The organism is Bacillus sp. FSL M8-0256, assembly GCF_038005765.1.
Lineage (GTDB): Bacteria > Bacillota > Bacilli > Bacillales > Bacillaceae > Bacillus > Bacillus safensis.
This window is the reverse complement of the sequence record NZ_JBBOTU010000001.1, coordinates 1819004-1839037: the sequence shown is the minus strand read 5'-3', so window position 1 is coordinate 1839037 and position 20034 is coordinate 1819004. Positions and strand designations below refer to the sequence as shown.

Sequence of the window (20034 nt, the reverse complement as noted above, 5' to 3'; positions counted from 1 at the left end):
ATTGTACCACTGAATCTTTTGACCCTGCTAGCTCGAATAGGCTCTGATGATAAACAAAAGAGCCCCCACTCAAGGGAGACTCTTTCCGATTTATTTCACAATGAATAATATTCTTTTCCCATCAGGAAATCCGCTGATTTGATGCCCGACCCATGAGCCTGCTCCCCTATTATCAGATGGACTGACATATTGAACGCTTGCGCCTTTTCCTCCCTCAAGACAAACCGCCATTGGCCATTCATCCCGGTCAAAGCCCGGTTTTGTCGGAATTCCTTTTAATGATTCTTGCCTGCGGGCATCTGCTCCATTTCGGTCAATGGTACACACATCTGAATGCCCTTTTCGAATGGCTTCTTGAATATGACTGCCTGTTTCAGGGTACCTTTCCTTTGGAAATTGAACGACATGATCATATCGATCAGCCCCTTTTGCTGCCTGCTTCTCTCCAAATCCACCAAACAACGTGCCCATCCATATCACAAAACATAAGGCGACAGCAGCGACCCAGCCTCTTTTCATCTTCAAAAGCGCGTGACCTCCTCATCCATCTTCAGCATCATCTTGACTTAAAGGAAATGTGTCATTTTAATGTATGAGTGGTGCGCAGATGACATGAGAAAAAATGATGAGGCTCTCAATCTCAAATCTCTCAGGTTAGAAATATGAATCCTATCAAATCGATTCATACAAAAAAGCTTGTCCCCTATGAAGGAAACAAGCTCTATTTTTTATTGCGCTTTCGCATAGTTTATAAACTCAACAAAGGCAGCTGTCGCTTTCGGCCCGCCATTTATCGTTCCGTTTGAATACCCAGCGTTATGAACTCCAACGATTTGCTGGTTCTGATCCAGCATGGCAGAACCTGAATTTCCGCTGAATGTATCAATCGTATAGTATGCTAGATTCGTATCTTCTCTCGTCACAGGACCCGACATCTCCCATTGTGACACCTTGCCAGTCGATCTCATTTTATCACCAGGATATCCTGAGATTTTAATGGTTGTCCCAGTCAAGTTTGTCACCTGGCGGATGGATCGGTAGCCGACCGTATTGCCAATGTTCGTATCGGTTTTAATCACGGCAAAGTCATATTGGCTTGCACCAGTATTAATATACCCGCTTGGCACATAGAACTCAGTCATTTTTGCTGAACCGTTCACCGCAGTACTATCATTCATACCAGGATATACAGTCCCTTTCTCACTATAGCTTCTCGATGCCGTATTGTACACACAGTGTCCGTTTGTCAAAATTTTGTTAGGAGCAATGAGTGTTCCCGTACAGCTTGAGCCGCCAAATGTAATATAAGCAATCGAATTGTATGGTGCCACTCTTGTATTTGCTACTTTGGTTCTACCATCGTCTCCAATGACGACTTTCATTTGAAAATCTTTTAAATATTTTGATAGTGGTTTTACTTTTTCGCCAACAGTAGAAGAAAGATCATCCACTTTGTCAAAGGATGAGGGGGCTTTCGTATCATTGTGGAAATCACTTGAAGAAATCACTTTACCATCAGAAGTCACCATGTCATAATCAGACGTTAGTACTGAATCCGATGCGGCATGGGCAAAACTAGGCACACTTAAAGCACCAAAAACGAGAAGAGAAGGGAGTAACATTTTCACCTTTTTCATCATATTCCTCCTTTATGTCCTATATCAAAAATCATACGATTGTTTCATATTGGAGTAAATGAGAGAATATTCTTATTTTTTACAAAATATTTCATTTCCAAATTAGGTGTTTTGTATCTTCCCAACCTTCATTCTATCGATCTCTTTCTATGAGAATAGAAAAAACCGCCTAATAGGCGGTCTTTCCTCTTTGTCAGCTCCACACATCTTTTACATATCTATTGTCATTTGCGAGGGTTGTCAGCCAATTTTCAGCTGTTTCTCTCGAGCATTGTTTCTCGTTTTGATAAAGATCGATCAGTGTAGCCTCTACATCTGGGGCCATGGCTTTTCCGTCTCCGCACACATACAGATAAGCACCTTGATCAAGCAATTCGATCAGCATGCCGCCGTCTTCTTTCAACAAATGCTGAACATATACTTTTTGCTCATCGTAACGAGAATAAGCACGATGGATATGGACAATGCCGTTTTGCGCTGCAAGCTTCATTTCATCAAAATACAGATCATCTTCCTGAGGGTGACGGCAGCCAAAATATAGGTGGGCTTCGCCTAGCTGCTTCCCTTCTTTCTGCCACACTTCTCTTGCCTGAACAAATCCTCTAAATGGAGCGATTCCTGTACCTGGTCCAATCATAATCATCGGTATGTCTGATGAAGGGGGCAGCTGGAATCCATCTTGTGCTTCATGCAGGAAGCACGCTACTTCTTCTCCTTCTTTCAGACCACATAAATAGGTTGATGCGACTCCGGCATATTCTCCGCTGCCGCTCCATGCTTTACCTTTGACAACTGCCACTGTGATACTGACTTTTTCTTCATCTACCTTTGGCGAGCTAGAGATCGAATAATAACGCGGCTTCAAAGCTGGTAAAAGCGCCAAAAAGTGTACAAATGGCAGCTCGCATGCTTCATATTGATCTAATAAATCCAGCATGGTTACTCGTTTCTTTAAGATGGCTTCTTGATATGCTTCACCAGCCATTTGTTCAAGTTCCACGCGGTGAGGCGGACATACCGTATGTGCTGCAAGCTCTCTTAGCTGTGTACGTGTCGTAGGTTCTTGAAGCTCAACATGCGAGGCGAGTAATTCTTTGATTGGAATCGGCTGATCTAATGGTAAATGACTTGCCTCTTTATCAGATGAAAGCTTAATGCGCTGCTCTGGATCTAGTTTAAAGCGGCGGGTCACACGCTCAACGAGTGCATCACTATTTTTCGGCACAATCCCGATATGATCCCCTTCTTTGTATGCTTTTCCAGCAGGCAATTTCAGTTCAATATGCCTTGTCTGCCGCGTGCTTGTTTCTGATTGTAATTCTTCATTTTTCAATACAACAGCTGAAAAGGCATCATATATTTTAGCTACAGGACGCTCCACTAGCTCATTCGTATAAGAAACTGATAGGTTTGGTTTTTCCTTCCCCTTTTCTTGGAAGGTGAGCTTAAATTCTTTTGCAAGTTGTTCGAAGACTGTTTTCTGGAAGATTTCTTTATCCTCATCCATATCACCGCCTGCATCCCCTTCTCCTAAATCAGCTACACGTTTGGCTCCTTTTCTTTCTAGAGCTTCATCAATTAGACGGGGGATCCGCTGGTACGTACTCGCCCAATTTCGATCTCCGCATCCAAAGACAGCAAATGTCACGTTTGATAAATCCTGCTCTTCATCCTGCGCCAGCCAATCCACAAATTGCTTCGCATTGTCAGGCGGATGTCCGTTGTATGAAGCGGTCACGATGAAGACAGCACCTGTATCTGGCAATTGGCGTGTAAAGTCATCAAGCGGCGCAGTGGTCACATCAAATCCTTTTGCTTTCCCGTCTTCAGCCAGTTCGTTCGCTATTTGCTTTGCCGTACCAAGATTTGATCCGTATAAAACTAGCAGCGGTGTACCGTGACTCGCCACTTTTGACTCACTAGATTTGGTGCTTTTCTTCGATTCTTCTTTCGGCGGTGCCATAAAGAATTGCTGCTTCCTTGGCCGCACTTTGATTTTAAAATCGTTAGGTTTAATTGTGAGAGATTCTTTTAAATCAAGCTCATAAGATGTGTGATCAATTAACTCTAAATTGTGCAGAACCATCGCGAGAACCATCGTAGCTTCATGCAGGGCGAACTGCATACCGATACATGCACGCTGTCCATTCCCAAAAGGCTTGTAGGCATGTTGCGGGATTTTCTCAGGATGTGTAAACCGCTCTGGTTTAAATTCTTCAGCATCCTCGCCCCATACCGCTGGATCACGGTGTAATTTAGGGAGCAGAACAGAGACACTTTGATTTTTTTGAATCGGATATTTTCCCCCGATTACTGTGTCCTCTTTCGCATAAAGAGAGAACGTAGGCGCAGTTGGCCAGAGGCGGAGAGCTTCATTTAACACCATACGAGTGTAGCTTAGCTTTTGCACCTGTTTAAATGCCGGAAGCCCGCCCTGCAGCACCTCATCTGCTTCCTGAACGGCTTTCTTTAATTTCTCTGGATTCTTCAGTAAGAAATAAATCGCAAATGATAGCAGCCCGCTTGTTGTTTCGTGGCCTGCAATTAAGAAGGTGATGATTTGATAACGGATATTTTCATCGGATAAACGTTCACCTGTTTCAGGGTCCTCTGCATGCAGCATAAGAGACAGTAAATCATCGCCCGCTTTATCTTGTTTTCTTCGTTCCTGAATAATGTCATCTACTAATTGCTTCATAAAATCGACATGCTGGTCAAATTCTTTTCTTCTTTTGATCATGAGTTTATCTGCAATTGGCAATCGACTCGACTGCTCCATTGCTTCATTTAAGCCTTTCAGCATGCTGTCGATGAACGGATGTTGATTTTCTTTATAAAAGCTGTTAAAGCGAAAATCAAAACCGCAAAGGCCGATCGTATCTAAAGTCAGCTTTGTCATATCCTCAGCTACTTCAATTTCTTCATCGCGGCCTGTTCTTTGCCATTTTTGAACAAGCTGTGTGGCAATATCGAGCATCATCTCATGATAGCCCTTCATGGCCTGCTGGCTGAATGCAGGCATCAAAATTTGATGAGCCTTTCTCCAGTTCGGTTCTTCTGTCCAGCTTGTAAATAACCCATCCCCTGCAAATGCTCTGACTTTACTCAGACTAGTTCCAATAAATTTATCAAAACGACTTTCGTCGCAAACTTCTTTGACAAGTTCATGGCTGGAAACAAAAATACTTGTTGCATTTGAAAATTCAAACTGAAAGATCGGTCCTAATTCATCTGCCAGCCGCCAAAAGGTTTGAGCAAGCTCTCCCTTTTTTATATGGGGAATATTTTTTAAAGGTCCGTATGTTTTTGGTTTTGGAATGATTGATTGTTGCTTCATATGCCCACTCCCTTTATTTCTTTTAAGATGCAACGCTGATGGCACGCCATAAACATTGCTCAATTTCCTCCAAAAATTCAATCGTTGGCTCTATTTCTTCTGCAAGAATTTGCTTATGCAGCTGCACAAAAGCACCAAATACAATAGATAAAATGGTTCTGCCTGAGAGGTTTGGGTGGATCCCATCCTTTTTCCCTTCTTCAAAGATAAGGAATAGCTCATGTAACAAATGCTGCATTTTCTCTTTGCTCGTCTCGTCTAAGTAATGGGACCGTTTATCAATCTCTAAGAAATACAGACCGCTTGGATTCTCCTTTGTAAATAAAACTAAGCAATAAAATACATGCTTAAAGTACGCCCGAATACTTAACTTTGGATCTGGACTGTTTGTGTTCATTTTTTCGATAAATGCTGAGAGGCTGCGCTGGTACAAAATATTGACGAGCGCCTCCTTGCTGTCAAAATAACGGTAAATGGTGCCCGCTCCGACGTTTGCTCTTTTTGAAATCATCGGCATTGTGGTGCCATCAAAGCCTCGTTCAATAAATAGTTCCAGCGAAGCCTTCATGATCTGTTCTTGTTTATCAGTCACTGCTGGCATTTCATTCCCTCCTTATTAAAATATAGGAATGAACGTTCATTCCGCTTGCGGTATATTATATTAATATTTTAATTTTATCTACTTATACTTAAACATACTTATTTTATTACGTCATCACATTTTCTGAAAATAATAATAATTGAGAAATGATACCTAGTCACATGACATCCAAAGGACTTATAAAGATTGGCAAATGTGTGTCATGTGGGTGTCATCAGCACTATACATTCATTCTTGATCGATTGGAGACTGAATATGATCGTCATATGTATCAATATATAAGTTTCCATTACTTGAACGAACAGCATAAACAATGTCCTTTAAGGAAAGCTGCCTTTTTTTAAGCTCTTCTTCTATCCATTGCTCTGTTAATTGATTTTCATGTATGTTCTTTTGGATGAGTTTCCCGTCCATGATGACTTCAATCGGCATGTAACGCTCTGCATTCATGAACAAATCAAGGTCCTTCCGCGTGACATTTTCAAACGAAGGATATTTTTTCACTGACATATGCCCATCTGTTTCAATCATCGCAAATTCAACTTCGCTAATATCAAAGATGTCTTTTTCTCTCAGCTGCTGATTTAAATAATCAAGGGTATATCTCATCCCTTTCATATTTCCTTCAAGAATTTTTCCATTTTGTATGACAAGTGTTGGTTTACCAGCCATGAACCCTCTCATCTTCCGGCTTCTTAATGCAAGCAGGGAAATCACATAAATAATCAAGACAAGTGACACAAAGGAAATCGTTGTGTGCTGAAGCGGGAGCGTTGTATTAAACGCCAGGTTCGCTGCAATTGAACCTAAGCTGATGGCTGCTATAAAATCAAAAATATTCATTTGTGCAATGGTTTGTTTCCCTAAAAGACGTGCTCCTCCAAATAAAATTGCAAAAGCAAACATCGTCCGAAGAATGACTTCAATATGTTCAGGCATATAAGTGTCCACCTTTCAATTGCATCAAAAAAAGCCTTTTCCTTAGAAAAGACTCTTTGTTAGACTATGCATTTATTTCATCATTATTCACTTGGGCAGTACCGCTTTGTTCAAATTGTGATCGCAGTTCAATAATTGAGCTATTCCTCACATGATCTGCTTCTTGCTCAAGAAGCCATGTATAAAATCTAGCTTGCTCCGCTGTCTGTAAAGCATTCATATATTTTTGCGAGGAACGCTTCTCTGCAACGCGCTGCTTTATCCCGCGCATCTGCTTCCAGAATTGATAATAAGGGAGCTTGAGTTTGGTCATAAAGCCGCGATCATCCTCAATAACATACCCCTCTTCTTTAATTGTATTATCATGAGAGACAGCCTGATACCATTTATAAAAAGACGTCCAATCATGGAAAACAGCCACTTCCTGCTTGCAGGATATTCCAAGCTGTTCACCTAATCTTTTCACTTCAGCGAATGGTGCTTTTTCATAGCTTAACTGCCGCTTCACAATATCAAGTAAAATGAGTTGATCTTGTTCATATGTGATAATATGCGGATCTTTTTCTGGCAAAATGACTTCAAACACAAGAGATACATGGTGGTCACGGACATATGATTTAATGTAATCAGCCTGCACGTCACTGAAGGTCTTATTAAATAGCTCTTCGACCCATGAAGCATGCTGATTTTGTTTCACATGTGATGTATAGGATTTGGATGTAAACACCAATTCATCTTCCATTTCATTATACCCAACAGTTCCTAAGTATCCATTTGCTTTATCATATACGGTGACAGGGAATTGAAGATGGTTCACTAAATGCTGCATTCTTGTCTCCGGACGCTCATCAATGTTAAAAAATTTATTGTAGCTTCTAGACACAATCTGCTTAGAAACCATATTGACAAACAAACCTCTTGCTTTTACATTCACATCATCCCACTGCCGTTCACTAAAAGCCTTTTTCGTAAAATTAAAAGATGAAATATGGTGCGGAAGCTTTAATTCCTGTACGTATTCATGCTGATCTAAATGAGCTAAAAAATCATCCAGTGAAATATCTGGCTGAACAGCAGCCGATTGTTTTTTCTCAGACGCTCTGTAGACTGGATTGTCAATTTCATGAGTCTCAATCCCGTCAGCTGTGATTTTCAACACCCGCAGCTGCCCCCCAAATTCAACCTGACCTTCTAGGTTATAAGACCTTTCCGCTGCGTGAATAGGCAGTCTGTATAAATTGCGATGCCCGTGAATTTGGATGATATCCAGCCCAGCCGTATTTTGAACAAATAAGTGATCAATATCATCTGAATATTCTCCTACGCCGTGAATGAGCTGCTGTGTTGAGACATGCAGAAGTTCTTCTGGCAAATGAGCAAGCCCGCCATGTGTAACAAGAAATGTCTGATCATGGTACGTAAAATAAGTAAGCTGATGAAAGGTTCTGACAAACTTTCGTACTTCCTTCAAATCAAAGTTTGCTGCTTCGATTTCAGGCACAGTATGACGATTAAACATATTGCTTCTGACTTTTTCACCATGTGCAAACCGGTATAAATGCTGATCATGATTGCCTTCAATGACGATGACATTCCGGCATTCTCTATGGGCGAGCATCCATTCTAATACTTCTTTGTTTTCTATTCCTCTATCAAGCAAGTCACCTGCAAAAATATAAAGCTCGTTTTCTTTGATGTCTCCTTGCAAATAGGTGGTAAGTGCGGTGTAACAACCGTGAATATCTCCGAAAACATGAATGGCCTCATATTGATCAAAGGATCGAGGCTGATAAGTCATCACTTGCGGATAATCCTCCGGCTGCAAAACAGTCACCCATGATGGGACCTTTTCTGTTTTTAACCGCTCGTTCATTTGATACAAAACAGATTCCCGCACCACTTTGTGAGATTCACGTGAGCGATTTTGCAAAAGAGCTGTTTCAAGGGGGACCTGCGTGAAATCGACGACATACACCCTGTAACGATAAGATGTCGCTAAAGACTTATATTGAGAAATCGATTTACTTGAAATATGTGTCGCATCAATCACAGTAAAGTCTCCGCGCTCCATACGGGCTGTGAGTAGATCGAATAATAAAGACCAAACTTTGTGGTCATGCTTGCTTGAAATGTCTAGTTTCCCATTGACTGATAGCTGCGGCGGCTGAGTTAACAGCCGGATTTGATCCGCTGATAAAGTGTAAGGCTCTAAGCCTTGTTCTTTGATCCATGTTGATTTACCTACGCCTGGGAGACCTCGTAAAAGGACTAAAGTTCTCATATTGGTTCTCCTTTAATGAGTGATATTTTACCTATTATAGATAAATTATGGATAAATCTCAATCTTTTATTGATTATGGTAATATATAGATAGAAAAGGAGGTTTTACGTATGTCTAATGGAGAGAATGTGGCATTCAACATGGGAGATCTTCTATTTCAAGTGTTCTCTCTTCTATTCATTGCCTTTATTGTGACAATCATTGTTATCGCATTTCGCATGATCAGAAGAAAACGAATGGAATTGAAAAAAATCGAGGCAAGATTAAACAAAGTGATTGAAAAAAACGATTTAAAAGAGTAAAAAATCCGGAAGTTAACCGGATTTTTTTGTTTTCATCACGATACCTTGACGCTGCTGCATCAAAAAGAAAAAGACGCCTAAAAGAACAAGCAGACCGCCAAGCATTTGAAGCAGCGTGACTTTCTCTCCAAGTAGCCATACAGCAAGGATCGTTGCCCCAACAGGTTCACCTAGAATACTCATTGAAATGGTAGTCGCATTAACATAAGTTAATAGCCAATTATTAATGACATGAGACATCGTGGGAATAATAGCGAGCAATAAAAAGATTCCCCACTCTTTAACCGGATAGCCTGTAAAAGGAGTTTGCTGAAGCAAGTTGAATAAAATTAAAAAAAGACCGGCAAAGCCAAATACACAAAAACTATAAATCCAATGAGATATTTTTCTTACAGCCTGTTGGCCTATTAACAAATAACAAACAACAGCGATCACACTCAAAAAGGATAAAATATCTCCTAAGATGGCTTCCTTGCTATGACCAATATCTCCCCAGCCTATCATGAGGGCACCTACAATCGCCCCACACATCGTTAATATTGCAGACATTGTTGTTCGTTCACGGTAAATGAGAAATCCGCCTAATAAGGACACCATCGGCTGAAGGGCGATAATAATGGTAGAGCTTGCCACTGTCGTCAGTTTCAGTGAGCCAAACCACAACACAAAGTGAAGCCCTAAAAAGAAGCCTGAGGTACATAAGAAAAACCAGTCTCTGCGCTTTATCGAGAGAAATTCTTTTTTTCTTGGCAAGATAAACGGCAGCATGAGAGCCGCCGCAAAAATCATTCGATACATACTTAAAATAGCAGCAGGTGCATTTGACCATTTCACAATGATTGCAGAAAACGAAATAGCAATAATTGAAATCACAAGCGGCAGTGCAATTGATTTCGTTTGAGCAGTTGTCTTCATTTCCATTAGCAGCTTCCTTTACATCAGCAGTAGATGAGCAGTTCATCTTGTATGTCGTCATCTTACTATGTCCATTCACCTAGTGGCAAGATGATTTTTTAAAACTGGCGTGAGCTTTTTAGATGGAAAAAACGCCCTTTTCATAGGGCGTTATTGTTGTTTATTCTGAAATCAATTCACGAATTCTCTCTTCAATAGGTGTTAACGGCCGGCCTAGTAATGTTTCGAAATCTTGGCTTTCGACAGCTAAAGCACCATCGCGTATGCCGCTTTGAATGGCTTTGACAAATGGCACTGCTTCTTTTGGTACACCATTTGAAGCTAAAAAGTCTCCAAATGTGTCTACATCTATTTTTTCTACTTTGATTTCTTTTCCGCTCACCTTACTAACAATTTGTGCAAGTTCAGTGTGCGTCCGAAGCGGTCCTGACAGTTCATATATCTCCTGATCAAGAACCGGAAGTGTTAACGCATTTGCTGCCGCTTCTGCGTAGTCATTTCTTGTCGCCCAGCCAACCTTTCCTTCGCCGATAGGGCTTAAAAATGGCGCGCCGCTGACTGACGCCAGAATCGTATCTTTTTCATTTTCAACATACCAGTTGTTTCTTAAAAATACATGAGGAATGCCAGAGGCCAAAATGGCTTCTTCTGTTTTGGCATGGTCATTTGCAAGGACAAGCTGACTCTCTCTTGCATTGACAACACTTGTATAAGCAATAAACCTCACATTTGCTGCTTTCGCCGCTTCAATTGCTGCTTTATGCTGCTCGACGCGGTCACCATCCGCTGTTGAAATGATCAACAGACGATCAATGCCCTTAAATGCTGATGTCAGGGTATCTGGCTGAGTAAAATCTCCACGGCGTACATCCACCCCAGCATCCTTCAAATGTGCTGCTTTTTGCGGATTTCGAACACTGACTGCAATTTGTTCAGCCGGTACTTTTGTGAGCAAATGCTTGACGACGAGCGATCCAAGTTGTCCTGTTGCACCTGTTACTAATAATTTCATTTGTTTGACCTCCTCATTTTTCGTTTAACGGTGATGTGCATACGTTATAATCAAAATGGTTACAACAAAGGTGTAAAAAAAGCTCCAAAGTACGAGCTTTTTTATTCCGCCTCTGTTAATAATTGCTGAATTGTCACTTGCTTGAGGTGATTCTCAAGTGCAGCTTGTGCTTCTTTTAGTTCATGCCGCAGTCTCGTATCCATCACTTGACCAATCGGGCATGCGATGACGGGCTGATGAAAGTTAAATAATTCTTCATCCTCGCTTACATCCACAGCGCGGTACACATCTAACAGCGTGATGTCTTCAGCCGGTCTTTTTAAATAAGCACCGCCTACTCCGCGGCGAATTTCAATGAGACCCGCCCGTTTGAGCATTGCCATCATTTTTCGAACAATGGCTGGATTTGAATTCACGCTCTCTGCAATAAAATCACCTGTACACTCTTTTGGAACACCTGCAATAAATGACACAATATGAACAGCAATCGGATACCTGCTGCTAATTTGTTTCACAATCTTTCACCACCGTTGTAATCAATATAGTTACAATGAGTGATTTTGTCAATCAATAAACGGATTTTTCTTTTGGTCCCAGTCTTCATATGCCATGATATCGTAGTTTTCTGCTGTATCAAGTTCAAGCGGGGCAATGCATTCAAGCAGATTCTCATCTGGGTCAAGAAAATAGATCGCTGCATGAAATTGCGGCGGATTATCGAGAACTAAAGGCTGCTTTTCTTCTGAAAAACCAAACATTGGGTGAATGCTGATGTCTCTTTCAATCAGCCAACTCTTGATCTGTTCGATACTGGATGTTTTAATTTGGAAGGCTACATGTCGAGTTGCTACGTGATATGGAATAGTGGACATATCTGCCTTCCATATGCCAAGCCAGCTCTTTCCTTTCTGAATCCATAAAAAGGCTACTCTTTCATTCTCATGAGCAAGTGTCAATCCCAATTTTTCATAAAACGCAATAGATGTCTTTAAGTCACTCACAGGTAAATGTGCTTCATACAGTCCTTTTATCATCTTCAAAATCACTCCTTTTCTACCTTCTATTCTGCAGGAGTTGATGATATTCTGCCTCAGCAAAACGATGTATTTTATCCCTAACATTAGTTTGAGAGACATTGTATGTTTGATCTATTGCAGATGGGGGAAGGTGTTCAAATAAAATAACAGAAAGGAGCAGTTCATATGCCTTGGACGATGAACGATTATCCAGCTTCATTTAAATCATTAGACAACGTCATTCGGAAAAAAGCGCTTGAGATTGCCAATAAGATGATTCAGGAAGGCTATGAGGAAAATAGAGCCATTCCAATTGCAATCAGTCAAGCGAAAGAGTGGAAAAAGAACGCAACGGAGAAAGAAGTAGAGAATTTCTCATCTCATGGTTCTGTCAAACCTTCTGAGGGCAGCAGCTCCGCAAGACCAGAGCTCATGGATCATGCGCAGCATGTAGTAAAGCACGAGGAAGGCTGGGCGGTTCAAACTGAGAAAGCGAAACGAGCAAGTGAGGTCAAAGAAACAAAACAAGAAGCAATTAAGCGGGCAAAGGAGATTTCAGCTAATAAAGGAACATCCGTTGTCATTCACCGAAAAGATGGGACGATTCAGGATGTGTTAAAGCCGCAATAAGACCGCTCGTCAGCGGTCTTAGCGTGTGGACAAACCCTCGCATTCGGTGTCAGTCCTGCGTGCCGGTGCTCACGAATGTTAAATCCGCTCCGGTACTCGTTCCTTCCTAGGGCTGCAAAGGTTTTCTATCACGCTGAATGAAAACAAAAGGCTAAAATAAAGATCATTTTAGCCTTTTGTAACAATTAAGACCGCTTGTCAGCGGTCTTTTTTATGCATTCTTTTCTTTTTTGGCTGGTGTTTTTCTTTTCTTAGGCGCTGCTTTTTTCGCTTTGGCTGGTTTTGATCGGTCGATCGAAGCCTGTAGTGCGGCCATTAAATCTGTCACATTGGCTGCAGGATCTTTTTTGCCTGTCGTTTCTGGCTGAACGGTATGTTCTCCAGATATTTTATCGCCAATTAAATTCATCAGCTGTTCTCTGTATTCATCTTGATATGCCGCTGGATCGAACGTTGTGGTCAGCTGCTCGATTAAAAGGAGCGCTGTATCTAACTCTTTCTTTACAATGTTCTCCTCTTGGGGGATATTCGGCACATCTGATACTTGTCTAATTTCGTCAGGGAAATGAATGGTTTCCATCAGCAAAATATGTTCATAGCACCTAACGATCGCTAATTGCTCCTTTGAGCGAATCATAATTTTTGCGACACCAATTTTCCCCGATTCCTCTAAAGCTTTTCTTAATAATGAATAAGCCTTCGCTCCGCCGGTATCCGGTGATAAGAAGTAACTTCTTTCGTAATAGATTGGATCAATCTCCTCAATCTTCACAAAATCAATGATTTCAACGGCTTTTTCTTCATTTTCTTTTCGCAGTTTTTCCAGCTCTTCATCGTCCAATTCAATAAATTTATTTTTCGCATATTCATACGCCTTGACGATTTGTTCTGGCGCTACTTCTTCACCGCAATTGGCACATACTTTCTTGTAGTTAATGGGCGTGTGACACTCTTTATGCAGCTGTCTTAATTTAATGTCTTTGTTCTCTGTAGCGGTAAACAGCTTGACTGGAATATTGACCAATCCGAAACTAATGCCGCCTTTCCATACTGTATGCATCGCGCTTCCTCCGTTCTTTTCTCCTTACTATGTAATGTTTTCATCAGACTTATGTATGTGATTGAAAATTTCATCCCACTCTAAGAACACATGATATAAGGAAGTGACATGCACAATGAAACCTATGCGATTAACACCTGCACATGATATACCTGCCGGTGCAGACTGGGTGTATGAATTAAAATATGATGGCTTTCGGGCTATTCTTGTCTGGGAACAAGACGAGATTCGTTTAGAAAGCAGGACCGGAAAACGGCTAAATGAACAGTTTCCTGAAGTGATGGAGCAGTGCGAGCAATTAAGAGACCAATTTGCTCCCTTTTTACCGCTGACACTTGACGGAGAATTGGTCTTTTTACTGAGTGAACAGCAAAGCGAGTTTGCGAAGGTTCAGCAAAGAGGCAGGCTGAAAAACAAAGAAGCCATACAACGACAGGCTGAACGATTTCCGTGTCATTTCATTGCATTCGATCTATTAAGATGCAAAGGGAAACCTCTCGTTGATTTACAGCTGATGGAAAGAAAAAATCAGCTGCAGCAATTATTCCAAGAAGTAAAGCTCCCCTCCTCAGTTCAGCTAGAGCACCCTTCCCTTTTGCAGGTCATTCATACAGACCCAGACTCTGAGTACATGAAAAACGTGATGACGACGTATTTAGCAGAAGGACTAGTAGCGAAAAAAAAGATGAGTAAGTGGCATGACAATACTCGTTCAAAAGAATGGCTGAAAATGAAAAACTGGCGGTATGTCTCTGTCATTGTCACCCGTTTTGACAAAGAAAATGGCTATTTTCAAGGTTCCATTTATCAAGATTCGGCTCTCATCGAGGTTGTCCAATTCAAGCATGGTTTTTCTAAAGAAGAAGAACAAACGCTGCGTACACTATTTCAGACAAAAGGCCAGTTAACAGGAGGATCTTTATACGAAATCCCTCCTTCTATCGTTGCCAGCATTGCTTGTATATCCTTTGATGGATCGGCGTTAAGAGAGCCGCGTTTTTCTTCCTTTTTACTAGATGCTGATCCAGCAGCATGTACATTTCAGCACATGCTCAAACAGCTGTATCCACTCCCTGCTGCTATAGACGTCACTCACCCTGAAAAACCGATTGTCCCGGCTCTTCAACTAAACAAGGCAGATTACTTACTTTATTTAAGACAAGCGGCTCCCTACCTTTTGCCCTTTTTACGTGAAAGGCGTCTTACTTTAATTCGGTATCCGCATGGCACTGGAGACGAATTCTTTTATCAAAAGTCGACACCTGATTATGCGCCGGATTTTGTTTTAACAGATGAAGTTGATGATATTTCTTATACGGTCTGTAATGATCCTCGTACGCTTCTTTGGCTTGGCAACCAGCTGGCGATGGAATTTCATATCCCTTTTGAGACAAGAGATACGGATCGGCCGACAGAAATCGTCTTTGATCTAGACCCGCCATCTGTAAATGAGTTTCATCTAGCCATAGAAGCGGCTAAACGAATCAAAGCGCTTTTAGACGGGCTTTTTCTCACAGCCTTTATTAAAACAAGCGGAGGTAAAGGGCTTCAAGTCTATATTCCTTTAAAGAAAAACGCCTTCACATACGAAGAAACAAGACAATTCACCGCATTTATATGCCAATTTTTATGTGAGCAAGCACCGGATCTTTTTACTCTGGAACGCCTTAAGAAAAAACGCGGCAATCGCTTGTATTTAGACTACATTCAGCACGATGCTGGGAAAACAATCATCGCTCCGTATTCTCCAAGAGGAAATGAGCTTGGACTTGTTGCGACACCGCTTGAATGGGACGAACTCTATCATGATGAGCTTCATCCTTCTCTTTTTACGATGCCGGCTGTTATAGAGCGTTTAAAGGAAAAGGGCGATCCGTTCCGCCGCATGAGGCACCTTGTGAATGATGATGCTTTTAGACAAGTCTTACATCAGCTTGCACACATGTGACCATCTCATCAGATGGACATTTGCGGTCATGAAGCGTTACACTTATTCATTAGAGAGGAAGAAAGGGATGACTATTTTGACCGCACATTCATTTCGAAATACAGCTTTGATTTTCTTATGTCTTTCCGCAGGAATTGTGGATGTGATTGGCTATTTAAGCCTAGGGCATGTGTTTACAGCCAATATGACAGGTAATATTGTGCTGCTTGGCATTGCAGCAGGAAGCTCCTTGCAGCTAACAGCCCTTCATTCCATCATTGCTCTAAGTGGATTCGTTTTAGGGGTTTTACTTGCAGTGGTGATAGGCGGAAATCACGAGAAAACGTTTTGGCCAAAAGCCGTAACACGCATTTTTATCATCGAATTGATGATTTTGCTTCTATTTGCTCTCATGACCATTTTCCCTTATACACAAGGTGCTTACTTTATGCTGATCATTCTTTTAAGTATGGCTATGGGCATGCAAACGGCGGCCGCACGCAAATTGAATTTTGCTGGCATTTCCACAACCGTTCTCACAAGTACACTTGCTAACCTATTTGAAGATGCAGCCAAGCGCATATCATACCGGGAAAAAAGAAAGGCCCCTATCCAGCTTGTAAGCTTGATGCGAATAGGCTCTATTGTCTTCTACTGCCTAGGTGCAGCTATTGCTGCATACACAGATCGTTACGATCCGTTTATCATCATATGGCTGCCTATCATCATTCTAGGCATCATTGTGATAACTGCTGGATTGAAGCACTTTCACCAATTGAAATAGCCTCTCTTTAGACGGCTATTTCAATTATTGTGATCTTACACTAATAACTCCTGACATAAAAACCAGGAGGGCGTCCCATGATGAACGTTGAACCATATGGATATCCAGAAAATGTCCCGAATCCTCCGTACCCAGGAAAACCGCCTAAGCCAGAGAATACACCAGGACTCAAATAATACCCGCCAAAGCCGATATGGGAACCAACCGGCCCAATATGTGCCCCGCCTCCGCTAAAACCGCCTCCATGAAAACCACCATAAACCCGTGGATACATACAATCACCTGCCTTCGAATCAGACCTTATCTCATCATATGCATGACAAATGGGGCGGTGCTCCTGCTTTTTCTTTCCTTCTATGTACATTAGACCAATTTGATAAAATTTGAATGAAAAGTCCTGCAAAAAATTAAATTAAGCAAAGAAAAGTGACCTTTTTAACTTGTTGCTCTGCCCTATGTTTATTTAGAATAATGGAGCAGGTAATAAATTTGCACACCCCCTTTGTTGCGAATTCTTCTTATTAAACGTTCTTGGAGCGTTTAATAAGAAGAGCCTATTAAAACAAAAAAAACCCTTGCTGACGATCATCAACAAGGGCGAGAGATAAATGGTATTAACCACCAATGATTTTTTCTGCAACTTCGAATGAACCCGCAACATTTTGCGATAGAACAGTCGCAGCGACCGCTAAACCGACAACGAATAATACTTTTAATCCTGTTTTCATCTTAAATCAACCCCATTCTTTTCATATGTAAATCCGCTTCTAAACTTTTGTTCAAGTAAAAAACAGACTGCTCATAAAGTGATTGCTTTTCACAATATTTTGCTGCAAATTGTGATAGCTCTTTTACTTCATGATATTCATTCTTCTCTTCTAACTTTCTTAATTTCTCATCAATTTGCTGAAATCTTTGTGGCGCATGCGTTAAGTAAAGATCATGTACGATGCCTATTTTTAGCTGAAACACTTCATGAGAAGCATCTTTTATTCTGGCATATGCAGCCTCTATATATTGGCTTGCACGCTGCTTTTCACCAATCACACAGAGTTCCCGGCTGATCAGATACGTAGAATGGAAAAAGAAATCTGAATCATAATACTCTTGATGGGACAGTGCTTTTTCAAGATGACGTATCGATTCCTTCGGTTTATTCCAAAATGAATATAAAATGGCCACATTATGATGAAGCTGAGCCAGCATAAAATCATCCTGCTCATTTGTCAAAACTTCTTCCGCCAGACGATAATTCTCAAGCGCCTCTTCATACCGGCCGATCTCCGTTAGATTCGCTGCTATAAGAGAGTATGAAAGGGCCGTTCTTCTTTCATACTGCTTGTGCCGCTTATAGACGTGCAGCGCTCTGCGGATATAGCTTAATGAGAGCATGATATGACTGAGCCGGTAATAAAGCCATGCCACTTTAAAATCGAAATCAGCACGTTCTATCTCACTTGGAATTTTATCTAAGAGCTTTTCAGCACTTTGATACATTTGCAATGCAACCTCATAATTACCTTGATGCTGCTCATACACACCCTCATAAAAATCAAAATAATAGGCAAGACGATTAGACAGGTCATCTTCTTTTTTTCCATAATGACCCTCTATGCTTTTCGTTGAAACATTGCCCTTTTGCCCTCTTAAATTGTACATAAGAATGTGATGCCTCTTCTCAAGAAGAGAATAGTATATGAGGATATCCGCATCGTCAATTTCCTCTACCGCTTGTTTCGCTTTGGCAAATAACCGTTCTGCCTCATCTGCATGATCTTTTTTGATTTCCATGTTCCAGTCATTTAATAGTGATGCCAATTCCGCAACAGGAACTTTGCTCATTCTACACCCCCAATCACCTTCAGCTGCAACACATATTTCACTAAATATGGAACTTCTATTAGCAATTGCTAATTAGTCCATTTGACATCATTTTAATATGAATCACTTGAATCTTCAATAACCGTTTCCATTGAAAGTGCGTTTCTTTCTCCTATTCAATGATATTTGCGAAAAAATTCCGCCTTTTTTTAAAATAAACATCTTGAGATGAAATGAAAAAAGCCCAATGTCAAGGCTTTCTAATCTGATGATGGTCCATAGCAGCTTTTCATTTATCCAGTTTCTTTATATAATATGATCAATCACTTACACGCCTCAGTAGCTCTAGAAGGGAAGAGCGCCGTAAAACAAATTGTAGCTGGCGGGTCGCAAGGCAAGGGTTTCAGAAGCACCGAAAAGCACATGAGCTGAGACAGGTGAAATTCCTGTCGGTGAAATTCCGTAGGGAAGCGTGTTGCCCCTAGCCTATGCTTACGAAAGGAGTGCGGGTTCGAATCCCGTCTGAGGCTTATGAGGTAGATGGATTGGGAGGATAAAATATCATGCATGTGTTTGAAGAATATATCAGCAAAATCGGTAACCCGGAGCTGAAGCAGCGCACTCAAGACATCTTACAATGGGTAGAAGACACATTCCCTCAATTAGAGCCAAGAATTGCTTGGAATCAGCCCATGTTCACAGATCACGGCACATTTATTATTGGGTTTAGCGTGGCAAAACATCACATTTCTGTCGCACCAGAAGCAAAAGGAATTGATCAATTTTCAGCTGACATTGTACAAGCTGGGTACGATCATGGGAAAAATCTGTTTCGCATGAAAGAAAGCTTGCCAGTTGATTATCCTCTCCTAAAAAAAATCATCGAATTTAATATCGAAGACAAAGCGGATTGTTCAACGTTTTGGCGAAAATAAACAGTACCCCGATCTCAGCTTTACAGATCGGGGTATTTTGCTGCAACAATATTATTTTGTTCTCTTCCCTACCAATTTTTGTTCAAGCCATTCATAACATGACAAAAGGGCATCAACGCTCTTTTGGCATATCGGCAAATATACAACGGCGACGGCTGTTAAACACGCTATAGCAGCTCCTGCTAATACATCTAATGGATAATGAACACCTACCCAAATCCTTGAAAAACCAACAGCACACGCAATGATCAGCCAATACATATGGCGTTTGTGAAACAGCCAAAAGATCACGCAAATCGAAAAAATAAAGATGGTATGATCACTCGGAAACGAGTTATTCACTTCCTTTTGAATCAAAAGATTGACGTGGCTCATTTCTGCAAAGGGCTGCTGATTAAAATAAAACACCCCAGCGATTTTCCCAAGTAACTCGGCGAGTACGAAGGTCAGTCCGGCAGAAACGACCATCGCCCTATTGTACCTGCTGCGATTTTGAAACCATACGAACAGACACACGAGCGCTGCCAGCAGCACTGTATATTCAGCTAGTCCAATAAATATTGGATTCAAGTAACCATGATCGATACTGAGCTCATTCACCCACCTAAATAAATCTTCATTAAGTCCCTGCATCTCATTTCATCCCTTTTTACTTGATTTACGATAAGGATAATTGAAATGAGATGTCTGCCTCCATCGATCGAACGAACAAACCATGGAATCATATGACATGTTTGTCACTTTGCTGTCACCTGAACATCGTGTACTAACTAAAAACTCATCAAAGGCTATTAAATCACAGGAACAAAACTGTTATAATAGAACATAAGTTTGCAT

19 protein-coding genes are annotated in these 20034 nt (G+C 41.1%); 5 read left to right on the top strand and 14 right to left on the bottom strand.

Translation table 11 applies throughout. The annotated features are described in order from the left end of the window. Nucleotides 1-90: 90 nt before the first annotated feature. The 6 genes from NSQ76_RS09255 to NSQ76_RS09230 form a co-directional block, all read right to left on the bottom strand. Nucleotides 91-471, bottom strand: a complete 381-nt coding sequence (locus NSQ76_RS09255) for a NucA/NucB deoxyribonuclease domain-containing protein (RefSeq protein ID WP_051149980.1) — start codon at nt 469-471, stop codon at nt 91-93. A gap of 257 nt (nt 472-728) precedes the next feature. After that, nucleotides 729-1637 carry a trypsin-like serine peptidase gene (locus NSQ76_RS09250; protein WP_341053455.1) on the bottom strand — a complete coding sequence of 303 codons (909 nt, stop codon included), beginning with the start codon at nt 1635-1637 and terminating at the stop codon, nt 729-731. Between the two features lie 193 nt (nt 1638-1830). Continuing rightward, a complete protein-coding gene (locus tag NSQ76_RS09245; RefSeq protein WP_341053454.1) occupies nt 1831-4974 on the bottom strand; it encodes a bifunctional cytochrome P450/NADPH--P450 reductase in 3144 nt (1047 codons plus the stop codon). Between the two features lie 22 nt (nt 4975-4996). Beyond that, nucleotides 4997-5575, bottom strand: coding sequence for a TetR/AcrR family transcriptional regulator (locus NSQ76_RS09240; protein WP_041109214.1), 579 nt, complete (start codon nt 5573-5575; stop codon nt 4997-4999). Between the two features lie 228 nt (nt 5576-5803). Next, the gene (locus NSQ76_RS09235) at nt 5804-6514 is read right to left on the bottom strand and encodes a DUF421 domain-containing protein (protein WP_268479492.1); all 711 of its coding nucleotides are present in this window, start codon (nt 6512-6514) and stop codon (nt 5804-5806) included. Between the two features lie 64 nt (nt 6515-6578). Then, nucleotides 6579-8795 carry an RNA ligase gene (locus NSQ76_RS09230; RefSeq protein ID WP_341053448.1) on the bottom strand — a complete coding sequence of 739 codons (2217 nt, stop codon included), beginning with the start codon at nt 8793-8795 and terminating at the stop codon, nt 6579-6581. Between the two features lie 110 nt (nt 8796-8905). On the opposite strand from NSQ76_RS09230, the gene NSQ76_RS09225 reads away from it, so the two are divergent. After that, nucleotides 8906-9097 carry a hypothetical protein gene (locus NSQ76_RS09225; protein ID WP_025093255.1) on the top strand — a complete coding sequence of 64 codons (192 nt, stop codon included), beginning with the start codon at nt 8906-8908 and terminating at the stop codon, nt 9095-9097. Between the two features lie 12 nt (nt 9098-9109). On the opposite strand, the gene NSQ76_RS09220 is transcribed toward NSQ76_RS09225, so the two are convergent. The 4 genes from NSQ76_RS09220 to NSQ76_RS09205 all read right to left on the bottom strand — a co-directional run bounded on the left by NSQ76_RS09220 (nt 9110) and on the right by NSQ76_RS09205 (nt 12058). Next, entirely contained in the window at nt 9110-10018 is a 909-nt protein-coding gene (locus NSQ76_RS09220) for a DMT family transporter (RefSeq protein WP_268479490.1), read from the bottom strand. A gap of 154 nt (nt 10019-10172) precedes the next feature. Continuing rightward, nucleotides 10173-11024 (bottom strand): SDR family oxidoreductase, encoded by an 852-nt coding sequence (locus NSQ76_RS09215; RefSeq protein ID WP_268479489.1) that lies wholly within the window; start codon nt 11022-11024, stop codon nt 10173-10175. A 101-nt stretch (nt 11025-11125) separates the two neighbouring features. Further along, complete coding sequence (locus tag NSQ76_RS09210; protein WP_144470614.1) at nt 11126-11539, bottom strand: Rrf2 family transcriptional regulator; 414 nt, start codon at nt 11537-11539, stop codon at nt 11126-11128. A gap of 48 nt (nt 11540-11587) precedes the next feature. Beyond that, complete coding sequence (locus tag NSQ76_RS09205; RefSeq protein WP_268479488.1) at nt 11588-12058, bottom strand: VOC family protein; 471 nt, start codon at nt 12056-12058, stop codon at nt 11588-11590. Between the two features lie 168 nt (nt 12059-12226). On the opposite strand from NSQ76_RS09205, the gene NSQ76_RS09200 reads away from it, so the two are divergent. Beyond that, entirely contained in the window at nt 12227-12670 is a 444-nt protein-coding gene (locus tag NSQ76_RS09200) for a DUF2188 domain-containing protein (RefSeq protein WP_205184795.1), read from the top strand. A 211-nt stretch (nt 12671-12881) separates the two neighbouring features. On the opposite strand, the gene ku is transcribed toward NSQ76_RS09200, so the two are convergent. Further along, complete coding sequence (gene ku, locus NSQ76_RS09195; protein ID WP_024425113.1) at nt 12882-13730, bottom strand: non-homologous end joining protein Ku; 849 nt, start codon at nt 13728-13730, stop codon at nt 12882-12884. 115 nt (nt 13731-13845) lie between these two features. On the opposite strand from ku, the gene NSQ76_RS09190 reads away from it, so the two are divergent. Next, nucleotides 13846-15678: a DNA ligase D gene (locus NSQ76_RS09190; protein ID WP_268479487.1), complete on the top strand. Its 1833-nt coding sequence runs from the start codon at nt 13846-13848 to the stop codon at nt 15676-15678. A gap of 67 nt (nt 15679-15745) precedes the next feature. Continuing rightward, a complete protein-coding gene (locus tag NSQ76_RS09185) occupies nt 15746-16441 on the top strand; it encodes a YoaK family protein (protein WP_025093261.1) in 696 nt (231 codons plus the stop codon). A gap of 40 nt (nt 16442-16481) precedes the next feature. Here NSQ76_RS09185 and NSQ76_RS09180 read toward each other — a convergent pair whose 3' ends face one another. Together NSQ76_RS09180 and NSQ76_RS09175 are read right to left on the bottom strand one after the other, a co-directional pair. After that, nucleotides 16482-16715: a hypothetical protein gene (locus tag NSQ76_RS09180; protein ID WP_024425111.1), complete on the bottom strand. Its 234-nt coding sequence runs from the start codon at nt 16713-16715 to the stop codon at nt 16482-16484. 455 nt (nt 16716-17170) lie between these two features. Next, nucleotides 17171-18283 (bottom strand): response regulator aspartate phosphatase, encoded by a 1113-nt coding sequence (locus NSQ76_RS09175; protein ID WP_341053437.1) that lies wholly within the window; start codon nt 18281-18283, stop codon nt 17171-17173. Nucleotides 18284-18825: 542 nt separating this feature from the next. Here NSQ76_RS09175 and NSQ76_RS09170 point away from each other — a divergent pair. Then, the gene (locus tag NSQ76_RS09170; RefSeq protein WP_034621969.1) at nt 18826-19197 is read left to right on the top strand and encodes an iron chaperone; all 372 of its coding nucleotides are present in this window, start codon (nt 18826-18828) and stop codon (nt 19195-19197) included. A gap of 51 nt (nt 19198-19248) precedes the next feature. On the opposite strand, the gene NSQ76_RS09165 is transcribed toward NSQ76_RS09170, so the two are convergent. Further along, on the bottom strand, nt 19249-19830 hold the full coding sequence (locus tag NSQ76_RS09165; protein WP_034621968.1) for an undecaprenyl-diphosphatase: 582 nt from the start codon (nt 19828-19830) through the stop codon (nt 19249-19251). Nucleotides 19831-20034: the final 204 nt, after the last annotated feature.